Annotated in this window: 16 protein-coding genes; all 16 read left to right on the top strand. The window is 73.2% G+C overall.

The features are described from left to right. Positions 1-2: 2 nt before the first annotated feature. The 16 genes from VN520_RS19100 (at position 3) to VN520_RS19025 (ending at position 13,362) form a co-directional block, all read left to right on the top strand. Complete coding sequence (locus VN520_RS19100) at positions 3-176, top strand: pRL2-8 (protein WP_325748135.1); 174 nt, start codon at positions 3-5, stop codon at positions 174-176. Continuing rightward, positions 173-379 carry a hypothetical protein gene (locus VN520_RS19095; protein WP_325748134.1) on the top strand — a complete coding sequence of 69 codons (207 nt, stop codon included), beginning with the start codon at positions 173-175 and terminating at the stop codon, positions 377-379. The genes VN520_RS19100 and VN520_RS19095 overlap by 4 nt, the downstream gene beginning before the upstream one ends. A gap of 2 nt (positions 380-381) precedes the next feature. Continuing rightward, positions 382-1,185, top strand: a complete 804-nt coding sequence (locus VN520_RS19090) for a DUF6919 domain-containing protein (RefSeq protein WP_325748133.1) — start codon at positions 382-384, stop codon at positions 1,183-1,185. Positions 1,186-1,312: 127 nt separating this feature from the next. Further along, the gene (locus VN520_RS19085; RefSeq protein ID WP_325748132.1) at positions 1,313-1,600 is read left to right on the top strand and encodes a hypothetical protein; all 288 of its coding nucleotides are present in this window, start codon (positions 1,313-1,315) and stop codon (positions 1,598-1,600) included. Positions 1,601-1,691: 91 nt separating this feature from the next. Next, entirely contained in the window at positions 1,692-1,910 is a 219-nt protein-coding gene (locus VN520_RS19080) for a hypothetical protein (protein ID WP_325748131.1), read from the top strand. Between the two features lie 87 nt (positions 1,911-1,997). Continuing rightward, on the top strand, positions 1,998-2,636 hold the full coding sequence (locus VN520_RS19075; RefSeq protein ID WP_325748130.1) for a GGDEF domain-containing protein: 639 nt from the start codon (positions 1,998-2,000) through the stop codon (positions 2,634-2,636). 185 nt (positions 2,637-2,821) lie between these two features. Then, positions 2,822-3,439, top strand: a complete 618-nt coding sequence (locus tag VN520_RS19070; protein WP_325748129.1) for a hypothetical protein — start codon at positions 2,822-2,824, stop codon at positions 3,437-3,439. Beyond that, entirely contained in the window at positions 3,436-3,918 is a 483-nt protein-coding gene (locus VN520_RS19065) for a hypothetical protein (RefSeq protein WP_325748128.1), read from the top strand. Before VN520_RS19070 ends, VN520_RS19065 begins: the two co-directional genes overlap by 4 nt. Positions 3,919-3,920: 2 nt before the next feature. Continuing rightward, the gene (locus tag VN520_RS19060) at positions 3,921-4,637 is read left to right on the top strand and encodes a RapZ C-terminal domain-containing protein (protein ID WP_325748127.1); all 717 of its coding nucleotides are present in this window, start codon (positions 3,921-3,923) and stop codon (positions 4,635-4,637) included. 83 nt (positions 4,638-4,720) lie between these two features. Further along, complete coding sequence (locus VN520_RS19055; RefSeq protein WP_325748126.1) at positions 4,721-5,281, top strand: hypothetical protein; 561 nt, start codon at positions 4,721-4,723, stop codon at positions 5,279-5,281. Positions 5,282-5,373: 92 nt separating this feature from the next. Next, positions 5,374-5,922 carry a hypothetical protein gene (locus VN520_RS19050; protein WP_325748125.1) on the top strand — a complete coding sequence of 183 codons (549 nt, stop codon included), beginning with the start codon at positions 5,374-5,376 and terminating at the stop codon, positions 5,920-5,922. Between the two features lie 5 nt (positions 5,923-5,927). Next, a complete protein-coding gene (locus VN520_RS19045) occupies positions 5,928-6,278 on the top strand; it encodes a hypothetical protein (RefSeq protein ID WP_325748124.1) in 351 nt (116 codons plus the stop codon). A 92-nt stretch (positions 6,279-6,370) separates the two neighbouring features. Continuing rightward, complete coding sequence (locus tag VN520_RS19040; RefSeq protein WP_325748123.1) at positions 6,371-6,934, top strand: Uma2 family endonuclease; 564 nt, start codon at positions 6,371-6,373, stop codon at positions 6,932-6,934. A 256-nt stretch (positions 6,935-7,190) separates the two neighbouring features. Next, entirely contained in the window at positions 7,191-7,658 is a 468-nt protein-coding gene (locus VN520_RS19035) for a hypothetical protein (RefSeq protein ID WP_325748122.1), read from the top strand. A 337-nt stretch (positions 7,659-7,995) separates the two neighbouring features. Then, the gene (mobF, locus tag VN520_RS19030; RefSeq protein ID WP_325748121.1) at positions 7,996-12,240 is read left to right on the top strand and encodes a MobF family relaxase; all 4,245 of its coding nucleotides are present in this window, start codon (positions 7,996-7,998) and stop codon (positions 12,238-12,240) included. Between the two features lie 234 nt (positions 12,241-12,474). Further along, on the top strand, positions 12,475-13,362 hold the full coding sequence (locus VN520_RS19025) for a hypothetical protein (RefSeq protein WP_325748120.1): 888 nt from the start codon (positions 12,475-12,477) through the stop codon (positions 13,360-13,362). The last annotated feature ends 401 nt before the right edge of the window (positions 13,363-13,763 follow it).

Here is a 13,763-nt window from a genome sequence, read left to right as displayed (position 1 = left end):
TGATGCCGAGCAAGCAGGCCCTGAACCCGCCGAAGGGCGAGTGCACCCAGTGCTGGCTCCACGCGTACGACAGCCGTGAGCAGCACAAGCACCTCAAGCCGAGGCAGGACTGCCCGGCGTGCGTCGACCACATGATCAACGGGCACGGCGACATGATCGTGGGGGCCGACCGATGAGCCAGCAGCAGACCGAGGCCGGGGACCGCCCGCTGCAGAGCGCCGCCGAGCTGATCGGCCTCGCCGTCTTCCGGGACGTGGTGCGCGGCAGCGGCGGCGACATGGACCGCGCCGTGCCCGAGTTCCGGCGGCGGGTCGCGCAGGCGGCCGACCGAGGCGAGACGTGGGCGATCGAGCTCCCGCTGCTGCGGACGGAGGCGTGACCATGAAGTTCCCCTGGATGAGCCGCGCGGACAAGCGGCGCTGGCGCTCCGCCGAGAACCTCCAGGAGCTCGGTCACCTGGTGGCGTCCTGGCTGATCGGCGACCTCGCCAGCCAGCCCGGCTACCAGCCCAACTGCGGCCCCGACGAGGAGACCCAGCACCTCATCCCGGTGCTGGTCGCCGTCAACCGCCTCGGCTTCGTCACCGACGGCTCCCAGCCCGCCTTCGCCGGGTACGGCTACGACCACCACTGGTGGGAGCAGCGCGCCGCCGTCTCCGGCGTCGTCGACGACCCGCAGCTGCGCGACCGCCTGGTGGCCGCCGCCGAGGTGGCCGGCCTCACCGTCGTCCAGCACGACATGACGCCCCGCCGTCACGCCGAGGGCGTGCCCGTCACCCGCTCCCTGGGACGCGCCCGCACCCACTTCGGCCGCTTCCTGCCGGTCCGCGACCTGCGCACCGTCTGGCAGCCGGAGATCATCGGCCGCCGCACCTTCGAGAAGGTCGCCGCGGCGTGGCAGCTCACGCTCATCGACCCCGAGTGGGGCCGTGACGACGTCCTGTGGGAGGCCCTGGCGGAAGTCGTCCGCCAGTACCGGCTCGAAGACGTCGAGCGGCAAGCCCGCAAGGGCCGCGAGGCGCTGACCCACGAGAACCTCTGCAGCCGTTACGCGCGCCCCTACCTGGCCCGGCCCGTGGTCGAGGACTGGCACAACAGGCGGCTGAACAAGGCGATCGAAGAGGCGAAGCTCAGCGGCTGCACCGAGGCCGCCATCGCGCTGGCCGTCGGCTGCGAGTGCGACTGATCTGCCCCTCCCCCGTGCCGACCGGCCCACGGCGGGCCGGGCGGTGCGTGGGACCGGACAGGCCGGTCCCCGAGGAGCGGCGCGGCGAAGGAAGCCGGGACAGCCGTTCCGCCAACGCCTCAAGGAGATGACCACCGTGAAGCTGTTTCACCGCACCCCGAAGGCCGAGCTCGAGTCCGTCGACCACTCCGCTGTGGCCGAGGGCCTGCGCGTCCTCGCCGCTGACCTCGAGGCGGGCGACGACTGGGCCAAGGACTGCATCCGCTACGTGCACGAGCTGAGCGACCGGGACCTGGCCGACTACCCGACCAGTGACCAGCGCCGCATCCGCATCGCCTACTTCGGCCAGCCCGGCCCTGGCGACGTCCCCGACGCCGACTACCACCGCCTGCTGCGTGAGGTGGCCTCCGGCTGACGGCTGCCCGATCCGCCGGTCACGCACCGGCGGTGAGGGGAGCCGGGACAGTCCCGGTCGCCGAAGGAACGCAGAAAAGGAGGTGGACGCCATGGCGTACTGGGAGATCAACATCCCCACCGTCGACGCAGACCAGCGGAGCGGCGTCCAGACGTTCACGTACAGCGCCGAGCGGTATCCGCTGCAGCTCCTGGCCAAGCGCCAGGCCCGCAAGGACGTCGACAGCGCCGACGCCATCCGGCACCGCCGGGGCGCCGAGGCCAAGCCCGACGCCATACAGGTCGTCTGGCACGAGACGTACGAGTTCTGAGTTCGCCCCGGGGCGGCCGTCCTACGGCCAAGCAGTGTCGACCGCCCCGGGCCCATCCACCCCGTACGAGACGAGACGGAGAACCTCATGATGACGCACCCGGAGACTGTCTTACAGCTCCTGGCCCCGCTGCTCCTGGCGGGAGGGTGGGTGCTGCACGCGCACCGCCTCTACCGGCGTCTGCACCGTGTCCGCCGCGACCCGCTGACCGGGCTGCTGACCAGGGACGGCTGGAGCCGCGCCGCGGACCGCATCATCCGCCGGCACTCCGGCGCAGTCGTTCTCCTTGCCGACCTCAACGGCTTCAAGGCGGTCAACGACCGGCACGGCCACGACGCGGGCGACGCGGTCCTCGCGGCCGCCGGCGAACGGCTCGCCGCCTGGTGCGGCAAGAACGAGGTCGCCGGACGGCTCGGCGGCGACGAGTTCGTGGCGGTCCTCGCCGACGACACCCGCCTGCCCGACCGGCTCGCCGACCTGGCGGAGCTCCTGCGCCAGCCCGTCGCCCACAACGGCGAGCAGCTGCGCGTCGGCGCCTCCATCGGCGCGGCCCGGCTCGCCGAGCTGGAGACCCCGACCCTGACGGCCGCGCTCAAGGCCGCCGACGGCGCGATGTACCGGATCAAGGGGCGCACCCGGCGCGGCCGCCGCCTCCTGGTCCCGGCGCTCGCCGCCGTCCGCCGTCTCCCGGTCTCGCTCGCCCACCGCTTCCGGCTCGCCGCGTAGAAGCCCGACCCGGGCGCCCCCAGCGGGCGCCCGGGTCGTCGGCTCCGCCGCGTACCCGGTCTGAGCTGCACCCGAAGAAAAAGCATCCTCCAAAGATGCCAACCTCTAGAAACGCATCCTTCAAGGATGCATTATTGGTGTGCGGGGGTCACCCGGCCCCCGCACCTCCGGCCAAGGAGTTCTGCATGTCCGACCGCTTCCGCGCCATCGAGGGCCTGGCCCTGGTCGCCACCCTCACCAGCGTCTTCGGCGAGATCCACCCGCTGTGCGACCAGTTCGTACAGAACAGCCACGACGCGTCGACCAAGGGAATGCACGGCTCCCACCTCGTCTACAAGAGCGACGGCTCCACCGTCGAGGCCGACCCGTGGCGGCACGGCAAGGAGGGCCGCACCTGCACCGCCAGCGCGTACGGCCGCCGCTCGGTCAGCCGGCACGTCGCCAGCTACTCCGCCGTCCAGCTCGCCTCCACCCTCGCCGTCACCCGCACCCTGGGCTACCGCGTCCCCGCGGCCGCGCTCCTCACCGGCGCCGCGATTAACGCGATCACCCACGGCATCATCGACCGGCGCGACCCGCTGCTCTGGCTCGCCGAGAAGACCGGCAAGGGCGGCTACATCCAGCACGCCACCGTCGTGCGCAAGGCCGGCGGCGAGGGCACCGAGTACCCGAAGGCCGTGCAGGACGTCTCCGGTCCCGGTACGGCGCTCATGGAGCTGGACCAGGCCGCCCACCGCGCGATCGGCGTCGCCGCCGCCCTGGTCACCACCTGGATCACGCTCCGCAAGGGCGGCCGCCGATGACCATCCCGAAGCTCCCCCTCAACCAGGAACTGCAGGCGGCCGTCGCCATCGTCCGCGTCGGCCTCGAACGCCTCCGTGACGCCGCGTGCCGCACCGAGGAGGTCGCCCCGCACGCCGCCGCCCTCCAGGCGCTGTACGACCCGGCCCGCCCGGACGCCGGCGTCCTCGCGGCCGTCGCCGACGTCATCGGCACCATCACGGTGTCGATGGGCGACGTCGACCACGACGACATCGAGCGCGTCACCGAGCTGCTGGACGAAGCCCAGGGCCACGTCCAGGACCGCACCGGCGACCGCATCCGCCACGCCCTCGCCCTCCTGGCGCCGCTCCTGCTGCGCTGCGAGACGTGCGGCAAGCGCGAAGCGGACGTCACGGTCATGGACGACCCGTACGCCGCGGCGGTCGACCCGGACCGCGCCGAGTACCCGCAGATGACCCTCTGCCCGTCCTGCGCCACCGACCGATTCGAGGACTCCTGACCATGACCATCCGCATCATCTCCTTCGGCTACGGCCACGCCCCCGCCCCCGAGGCCGACCTGGTCTTCGACCTTCGGGCCCTGCTCCGGAACCCCTTCCACAACCCGGAGTTGAAGCACGGCACGGGCCTCGACCAGGAGGTCTACGACCACGTCCGGGACACCCCGGGCGCCGAGCGGCTCGCGTTCAACGCGGTCGCCACCGCCCGCGGCCTCGCCGGGGACACCGGCGCGGACGTCACGCTGGCGTGGGGCTGCACCGGCGGCAGGCACCGCAGCGTCGGCCTGGCCCGTCTCTCGCACGAGCTGCTGCTCGGCGTCGGCGAGGAGGGCACCATCGAGCACCGCGACGTCGCCAAGGCCCTCCTGCCCGCCGGAGTCCACAACCGCCCCCGCCACACAGAGTCCGAGAGCATCCGCTATACCGCCGACGTGGTCTCGATGCCGTCGGATGGTGACAACTACATCTCCGCGCAGCGGGCCCGAATTGCCGAGCTTCAATCCCGCCCGGATCGGCTCACGAGGGAAGACGCGCGATGGCTTCTTGATCGGCTCGCGCGGGCGGACTGGTATCTGGAAGAGCTGCGGGACCGCATCGACGATGCCGGAAGCCTGATGAACACGAGCTACGTGTCCAGCGCGCTCGACTACACCCGCTGGTCGCGAGGGACGCCGCGCGGGCCCGTGACCGCTAACGCCAATCTCCCGGGCCCGCGCTGAGCGATACCGCTTTTCGCTGAGCCGCCCCACCTGGCGTTCGACCACGCCGACATCCTCACCACAGCCCTGACGGAGGTGTCCGTATGACCCCGCGCGCGATCCTCACCCCGAAGACCGAACCGGTCGGCGCCGACGGCTTCACACTGCGCGAGCGGTCGTGGAAGCTCGAGGCCGACAAGCACGTCCAGGCGCTCAACGCGCTGCTCGCCGAGCGCGGCGCCCCGATCCGCTTCGGCTTCCCGGCCCCGGTCGCCGTCCCCTTCGACGGCCCCGGACCCGACGAGGCGTACGCCGGGGCGCTGCCCCTGGACGACGAGCTCGCCGACGTCCTGGCGCTGTCCACCGCGCTCCTGCAGGCCGCCCGCACCGGCACCGACGACATCGCCGACGAGCGCACGCTGCTGCTGCGGCGGGCGGCGCTCACCGACCGGCTCGCCCTGGCCACCCCGCACAACACCACGGCGCAGAGCCGGGCCATCCGCGAGGCGCACATCCTCATGACGTACGACGTCGTCCACCACACCGGCCGCGGCGAGTTCGCCGCCGACTCCATCGAGGCCGACGGGGCCGGCGGACCGCGCGCCTACGTCCGCCAGGAGTACGCGGCCTGGCACACCCCGATCCCCCCGGGCGAAGGCATCTGACCAGTTCGCCCCCGTACGCTCACGCCATCACGACACAGTGAAGCCCGGGGCCGCACCAATCGGCCCCGGGCTTCACCCATGAAGGGAACCAGATGAGCACCCCGACCACCGACTCCCCGGCGCGGATCCGCCGGATCTACGACGGCCACGCCGGGCTGTACGCCGACAGTCTCGTCACCGAGGCCGCCACCCTCCTGGACGCCTACCTCGCCACCGCCGAGCAGCACGGCCTGGACCGCAAGGCCGCCGACGAGGAAGGGTGGCTCGCGCTCAGCGCCGCCGAGGCGATCTCCCGGAAGTACAGCCGGCCGAAGACCGAGCGGACGTCCGCCGAGCTGAGCCAGCTCGTGCGTGAGCTGAACACCGCGCTGACCGCCGAGGGCCTGGAGGTCGTGCCCACCCAGATCCGGATGGGCACGGGCGTGGCCCCGCTGCCCGGCGGCCCGACCTGGGGAATGAACGGCGGCCTGGTCATCGCGCTCTACTCCGACAGCGGATGGCACCTGATGGCCAACGTCGCCCGTACGACGGTCCACACGATCTACGCCCCGGACAACGCCGACGGCGCCCGTGAGGTCGCCCAGCTCGTGCACCGCGTGCTGCGCGGCGACGTCGCCGACCCGTTCCGCCGGAACCGGTGACCGCGGTGACCGACACGAACGGCATCGACGCCGCGGCGGTCATCGGCGCCTACTTCGCCGAGCAGACCGCGAAGGCCCGCGCCGAGGCGGAGAAGGCCAACGCCGCGCTCGCCGAGGCGGAGCAGGCGGCCGCGGCCTACGCCGAACGCAAGGAGCTCCCGCCGGCGGTCGGCGGGATGAAGCAGGGCTGGGAGATCGCCGGGTGGTTCACCGACCGGTCCTCCCGGATCGCCTCCGCTGCCATCGACGGCAAGGCGAGCAGGGAGCAGTACCGGCAGGCCAAGGCGGAGCGGCAGGCCGTTCTCGACTGGCTGGACGCCAACGGGTACGAGGTGCCCGCCCCGTACCGGAGCTGACCGCCGCTGACCACGCCGGTCGGTCCCAGGCAAGACAGCGGCCACCGCGCCGGGTCACACTGGAGACCGGCCGGAAGGAGGTGAAAGGAAACGTGAGTGTCGCCTACAGCCACGCCGGACCGTGGACGCTGGACGCCGTCCTGGCGCTGCCCGAGGACACGAGCCAGCGCGTCGAGCTGGTCGGGGGGCAGCTGATGATGAGCCCCGCGCCCGGCCTGCCGCACCAGCGCGCATCGCACCGTCTGCACAACCTGCTGGAGCAGGCCGCCGAAGCCGCCGGCGCCGAGGTCGAGGTCTTCGAGGGGATCAACGTCATCGTCCCCGACGGGCTGCTGATCCCGGACCTGGCCATCATCGACGCGGCGGCCGCCGAGGAATCGGGCGTCGCCGTCTCCGCACACGACGTCCTCGCCGTGGTGGAGATCGCCTCGCCGTCGACGCGGGTCACCGACCGCAAGCTCAAGCCGTCGCTGTACGCGGCGGCGGGCATCGAGCACTACTGGCGCATCGAGCTGGAGCCCGCGCCGCGGCTCCTGATCGGACGCCTCCGCAACGGCGCGTACGCCGACCAGCCGCCGCTCCTGGCGGGTGCCGTCGCCCACGTCGACGAGCCGTTCCCGATCGCCTTCGACCCCGCATCGCTGGTCCGCAGGTAGGACCGGACAGACACCCGAGGCCCCCGCTCCGCCGGATCATCCGGCTGGAGCGGGGCCTTTTTGCGTTCCGGGCCCGGCCGGGAATCCGGGCCGCCGCCGGGCACCGTGCCCGCCAGGCGGAGCCAGAATCAAGATCGTTGCCCGCCTGGCGGGAGCGGATGAAGTTGCCCGCTCCACGGCCGCCCGGGATGCCGTAGGCCGGGGGAGGCTGCGTGATCAAGCGCCGCCGACCCCGCGCGGAAGGAACCGCCCCCCGATGTCAGACCCCTACAGCGATCCCGACCCCGACTTCGCCGTCGCCACCCTCGGACGGGCGCTGCGCGAGCTGCTCGCCACGTTCACCTCGGCGGCGCCCGAGCACGACGCCGACGGCGGCGAGCACGCCTCCTGGTGGCTCCTGCTGCGGCCCGCCGACGACGACCAGGACGACGTCGTCCCGACTCCCGTGGCGCCCACCGTGACCGTCTCCGTCGACGCCGAGACCACCCGCGTCGAGGTGACCCGGCGGCCCGTCGACGAGGAGCCGTTCCGGCTCGATGACGGCGCCGCCGGCGTCATCGTCGAGGGCGGTCCGTACGCGGTGCAGCTGCCCGCCGGGATCGTCCGCATCCTCACCCGCCTGGTGATGGACCTCTGGCACAACGAGCAGCAGGCGGCCGACGCCCGCGGCCTGTGCCAGCTGTGCGGCGAGGGCCGCGCCCTGTCCATCTGGCGGCCCCGGTGAACGCCCGCCGGCCTACGCCGTGCACCACGCCCCCGGCGCGGTGCACGGCGGCCGCGGCCCTCTATCACAGCCCCCCTTGTCCGCGGTCTGACGACCGCGTTCCCGGTGTCCGATTTCGCCTTGACCAGACCGATTTCCCGCACCGCTGTACCGCGCTTTCAGCACAGGTCAGCAGTGCAATACCGAGCTCCCGAATGACCTCTTTGGTCAACCGCCAATCCGGAGGTACTGTCATGGACCCAAAGATCAACAGCGGAAGTACCAAGGTATGGCGTCGCCATACGTCAAAGGACTTCAAGATCATCGACGCGGGAGGGGGTGATTAGCGATGGCGTGGGTGACCACATTGGGCCCGGACATGCAGCAGGTGGAGTACCGGCTGACCGGGCAGTGCGGATGCGACCTGGAGCACCAGGAGCAGGAGGTCGAGGAGAGCGACGCGCAGGTCGACTACCGCCTCGGCGAAGCGCGTGATCTGGAGTGGATCGGCGGCGGCCTCGCCGACGTCGGCCTGGTCGCCGGGCAGAGCGTCGACAAGGACCAGGCGCGTCTGCTGATGGACGGCCGGCACCCGCTCACGGGCGAGCTGCTCGTGACGCCGAAGGTGGCCGTCGACCCGCGCGGCAAGGTGCAGGCGCGGCCGCTCGCCGAGGCGATCGAGGCGGCGGCCGCGACGCGCGGCGTGAGTGTCGAGCAGCTGCTCGGCGACGACGAGAAACTGGTCAAGCGCCTCGCCCGGCTGCAGCGCGGTGTGCACCGTGAGGGCGACCGCCACCGCGTCCCCTTCCGTGCGGCGGAGGACCTCGCCGAGGCGAGTGGCATCGACCTCACCGAGCTGTACGGACGCGGCGGTGTGGCGGAGGCCCGCGAGTATGCCGACGCCCGGATCCGCGTCGGCAACCGCGGCTACGACGTGACGCTCGACTTGTCGAAGACCTACAGCGCCGCCGTGGCGCTCGCCGGTGAGGAGAAGTCCGAGGAGCTGCGGGCTGCGTTCCTCGAGGTGGCCCGCGAAACGTTCGGTGCGCTGGAGGGCTGGGCCGCGTACGCGATGGCGGGCGAGCACGGCAACGGCAAGACCGCCGACCGCGTCGACACCTCCGGATTCCTCGGCTGGATGACCGTGCACTACTCCGCCCGCCCGGTCGGCGGCGAGGTCGGAGACCCGCACCTGCACGTCCACGGCAACCTGGCGAACATGGCGCACGCCGAGGACGGCAAGTGGCGCACGGTCGGGGCCGGCGGCCGCGACATCATGCGCCACGCGCACGCCGCCGACGCGATGGTCAAGGCCCGCCTGCGGCAGGTGACCGGCGAGCGGTTCGGGATGCGCTGGGAGCGTCACCCCGAGACCGGCGCGTGGGAGGTCGTCGGCATCGACGAGGACGTACGCCGCGCGTTCTCCCGCCGCAACACCCAGATCGTCGCGGCGGCCGCCGAGGAAGCGACGACCGGCGAGCAGAAGCTGATCGCCCGGCAGCTCGCCGAGGGCAAGGACACCACCATCACCCAGGCCGACGTCCGCGCCGCCTGGCGGGCCCGCGCCGAGGGCGTCGGCGCCGACGTCGACGCGATGATCCGGCGCGCGATCCCCGGCCCCGAAGGCCCCGACGGCCCGTCCGTCGCAGGCCCTGGCGGCGGCCCGATCATGCCCTCCCCCGAGGAGATCGCCGCGTTCATCTGGCGGCGCGAGGGCGGCCTGACCGAGTCGCGGAAGTCGGTCACCCGCGCCGACGTCCTGGCCCACGTGATCGACGCCTGCCCGTTCGGCGTGCCCGACATCGCGGCCGCCGAGGCCCTGACCGACGCGGTGCTCGCCGTCGACGGCGAGGCGGTCGCCCTGCCGACCAAGGGCATGGCGCACCTGACCAACCCCCAGCGCTACACCCACGCCTCGATCCTGGCCGCCGAGCAGACCATCGCCGAGACGACCGCCGAGCGCCTGGACGAGGGCGCGGCCCGGCTCACCGTGCGCGGTGCGGAGCTCGCCATCGCCGCGTTCGAGGCGCAGCGCACCTCCGACCCGAAGCGCCCGTTCGTCATGTCCACCGAGCAGCGCGCCGCGACCCTGCGCTTCCTCACCGCCGGGCACGGCGTCGACGTCCTGCGCGGCAAGGCGGGCACCGGCAAGACCACCATCATGTCGGCGGCCCGGATGGGCTGGGAGGCCGCCGGCCTTCGCGTCTCCGGCGCCGCCACCGCGGCGGTCGCCGCCTCCAAGCTGCAGGCCGAGTCCGGCATCGCGAGCGCCACGGTGGCCACCTGGCTGATGGACATCCGCGACGGCGGCCGCCGCATGGCGAACACCGACGTCCTGGTCCTCGAAGAGGCCGCGATGGTGGACGACCGCGACGTCGCCGAGCTGCTCACGGCGGCCGCCGAGAACGGCGTGAAGGTCGTCCAGATCGGCGACTGGGCACAGCTGAAGGCGATCGGCGTCGGCGGCGGATTCAAGCGCGCCCACGAGATCGTCGACGGCCTGGAGCTCAGCGAGAACCGCCGGCAGAAGGACGCGGTGGAGCGGGCCGCCCTGGAGGCGTGGCTGGACGGCGGGCGACGCACCGCGCTGTCGATGCTCGCCGAGCACGGACGCGTCCACGCCGTGGCGACGCCCGACGACGCGTACGCCGAGATGCTCGGCGCGTGGAAGGACCTCGTCGGCCAACTGGAGGGCGACGTCCACGACCAGATCGAGGACCTGGTCGTCCTCGCCGCCCGCAACGCCGACGTCGAGGTCCTCAACCTCGGCGCCCGCGAGCTGCGCAAGAAGGACGGCGAACTCACCGGCGGCCACACCTACGCACTCGCCAACGGCGAGCGCCTGGAGCTCGCCGCCGGCGACGTCATCCGGATCAAGCGCAACGACTACCGCACCCGCCGCGGCGGCGACGTCGACGTCCTCAACGGCTACCGGGGACAGGTCACCTACGCCGCCAAGGGCGGGGTCGCCGTCGAATGGCGCCGCCCCGCCGACGACGGCGGATACACGGTGGAACGCGCCTGGATCACCGCCGACCAGATCGCCGACGGCACCCTGCAGCACGGCTATGCGATGACCATCGCGGCCGCGCAGGGACTCACCTGCGACTACACCCTGGCCTACGGCGTGGGCGCGTCCGCGAACGACCTGTACCCGGCGATCTCCCGCGACCGGATCGCCACCCACCTGTGGCTGCCCGCCGACGTCGTCGAGAGCGAGGAGACCCGCCTGCGTCTCGGCGAGGCCCGCAGCGAGCAGGAGCGCCTGGAACGGACGGTCGCCGCGTACGCCGACTCCCTGGAGGGCGACACCGACGACCGGATGGTCTCCGACGAGCTCGCGCCGGCACCCGAGGCCCAGCCCGCCGCACCCATCCCGCACCAGGTGCAGCCCGAGCACGAGAGGACCGTCGAAGACGCCGTCGACCGCCACGGTGAGCGCGAGCGCGCCGAGACGGTCCAGGAGCACCCGGAGCCCGCTCAGAGCCCCGCACAGGCCGTTCCCGGCCCGGCGGAGCCCGACGCGGCCGCCGAGCGCGCAGCGGAGCGCCAGGCCCGTCTGGACGCCGCCCGGGAACGACTGCAGGACGGCGACGTCCCGCAGATCACCGCAGAGCAGAAGGCCCGCCTGGAGCAGCTGCTCGCCGCCGGGTTCGCCTCCCGCCCCGAACCGCAGCAGGAGCAGCGGCCGGAGCCGGAGTTCGAGCCGTGGGACGACCGCAAGTACGGCCACCTGTCCGGTCAGCGCCTCACCTCGCTGATCGCGCAGCACACCGCCGAAGGCAACCGCGCCGAGCGCCTGGCCGCCGACTACACCCGGCAGGCCGCCGCCCACCGCGAGGCTCTGGCCGCGCCCGTCACCCCCGGCCAGGAGCGGAGGCACGAGGCCGCCACGGTGCTGGACCGCGCCGACGAGCTCGCCGCCCTCGCCGCGACGGAGCAGGCCAACCGGTACCGGGCGTACGAGGCGATGCGGCACGCGCAGGAGGTCGGACGGCAGATCGAGGAGGCCAAGAGCAAGTCCCGCCTGGCGCTGCGGCTGGCCGGCACCAGCCGCAAGGAGACGCTGGAACTTGCCCGGGAGTACGCGCAGAAGGAAAGCGCGGCGACCCGCGAGATCCACCGGGCGGCGGGGGCCTGCGAGGACGCCGTGCGCGAGGCGTGGGCCACGGTCCGCGGCTCGGACGTCGCCGGTCTGCTGGAGGAGCCGGGCGTACGGCAGGGAGCTCCCCGCCGGGTCGACGAGCTGCAGAACCGGCTCGCCGCGATGCGCGAACGCCTCCCGGAGGTCGAGCGGATCACCGACCGTGGCATCGAGCGGAAGGCGGAGACCGCCGAGCGCCAGGCGACCACGCAGAGCGCCGAGGCGAAGCGGCACGGCGTCTCGGCGGTCAAGCTGCAGGAGGAGAAGTCGCTGCGCTCGCGCATGGCGACCCAGGCCCCCACCCAGCACGCCGCCGAGGCGAAGCAGCGCGCCGCGTACATCAAGCAGGCCCGGCAGCAGGCCGCCGAGCGGGCCCGCGAGAACACCCGCCGGGCACACGAGGAGTACCGGTACCAGCCGCCGACCCAGGACCGCTCCGGTCCCTCCCTCGGACGGTGAACCACCCCGCGTCAGCGCTCCGCTGACACCCCCTTCGGTGCCCTCGGACCCGCCCGGTCCGGGGGCACCTCGCTGTGCGCGGCCGCCACCAGGTCCACCACGGCGTCGCCCGCCCCGTCCACCGCCAGGTGGTGGACGAGCCCTGTCGGCGGAGGTGTCCGCTTCGCAGGTCAGGGTGCGTTTCGCGGCACCGGAAACGGAGGTCCCGCGCGCCAACTACAGGGAGGGATCAGGGTGGAGACGAGGCAGGCGGCGAGTGCGTACAGGGTGCGGGCGGAGCGCCGGCGGCGGAGCCGGGGAACGGGCGAGTCCCGCGGGGACGGCTGGGTGCGCACGGAGGCGGACGAACGGCTCCTGGCGGCCGCGACGCGGTACGGGACTCTGACCCTGCGCCAGGCGGCCACGGCGTTCTGGAACGGCCGCGAGGAGACCGCACGCGCCCGCGTCCGGCTGATGACCGAGGCCGGGCTGCTGAACCGCTCCGCGGAGGTGCGGTGGGCGGGCACCGTCGTGTGGACCACCGAGCGCGGCGCCCGGGTCGCCGGGGTGGGCCTGGGTGCTCCGCACCCGCCGGGCGAGCGGCTGCTGCACCGCCTGGCCCTCGCCGACGTCGGGCTCCGCCAGGAGGCGAGGGGACACGTCGTGCTCACCGAGCGGGAGGTGCGCACCGCCGAAGCCACCCCCGGCCGGGCGGCGGAGCTCCTGGCGGACCACGGCGTGCCCCATGTGCCCATCGGAGCCCGGAGCGGGCCCCTGCTCGCCGTGCCCGCCGGCGCCCGCGCAGTGCACTGGCCCGACCTGGTCCTGGTGCTGCCCGGCGACGGCATCGGCGCCGTCGAGGTGGAGCTCACCCCGAAGACCCCGAGCGCGCTCCGGCGGATCCTGCGGGCGTACGGACAGGCACGCCGCCAGGTGGTGTACCTCGGCACCGAGCCGGTTGTACGCCAGCTGCAGGGCCGCCCCGGCCCGGACGGGCGGTGGGCCGACGGCGTCGGCCAGGACGTCGGGCTGCTCCCGCCCGGAGGGCCCGACCCGGGCACCGGGCTCCTGCGCGTGCGGCCGTTCGCCGCCGGTGACCCTGCCGTCGACCGCCAGGCCGCGCGTCACGCGCAGCGCCGCTGAAGGGGCTGCGCGGCGGCGTGCCATGCCTTCCAACCCGCAGCCCGTGCTACGTAGTTGGCGGGCCACCCGTGCCAGAGAAATTTGGTGACCTGCATCACAGTGCGTCGATGAGGCCGGGTTATCCACAGAGTGGGCCCTGACCTGCCCTTTCCTCTGAAGCCGAATCAGCCCGCCTGTCTCGCGCGCGTGTTAGGCGGACGGGGAAATGCGCGGCGGGCGGACGCGGAAACAGCGGTGTGCGCCGCGACGCTGGGACAGAGCATCACACCGCCCCCAGTAACGTGGTCGGGCACGAAAAGCCCTTCGAACGACGAAGGGAGACCCCGTTGCGGAGCCGATGCTTGCCGGCCTGGCCCCGCTGGGATCTCCCACTCGCCTGATGTCGTCGGGCGCCCGTTCAC

The sequence above is a fragment of the Streptomyces sp. genome (assembly GCF_035563135.1).
GTDB lineage: Bacteria > Actinomycetota > Actinomycetes > Streptomycetales > Streptomycetaceae > Streptomyces.
Note: the sequence above shows the minus strand (reverse complement) of the source record. Positions and strands in the feature narration are given on the sequence as shown.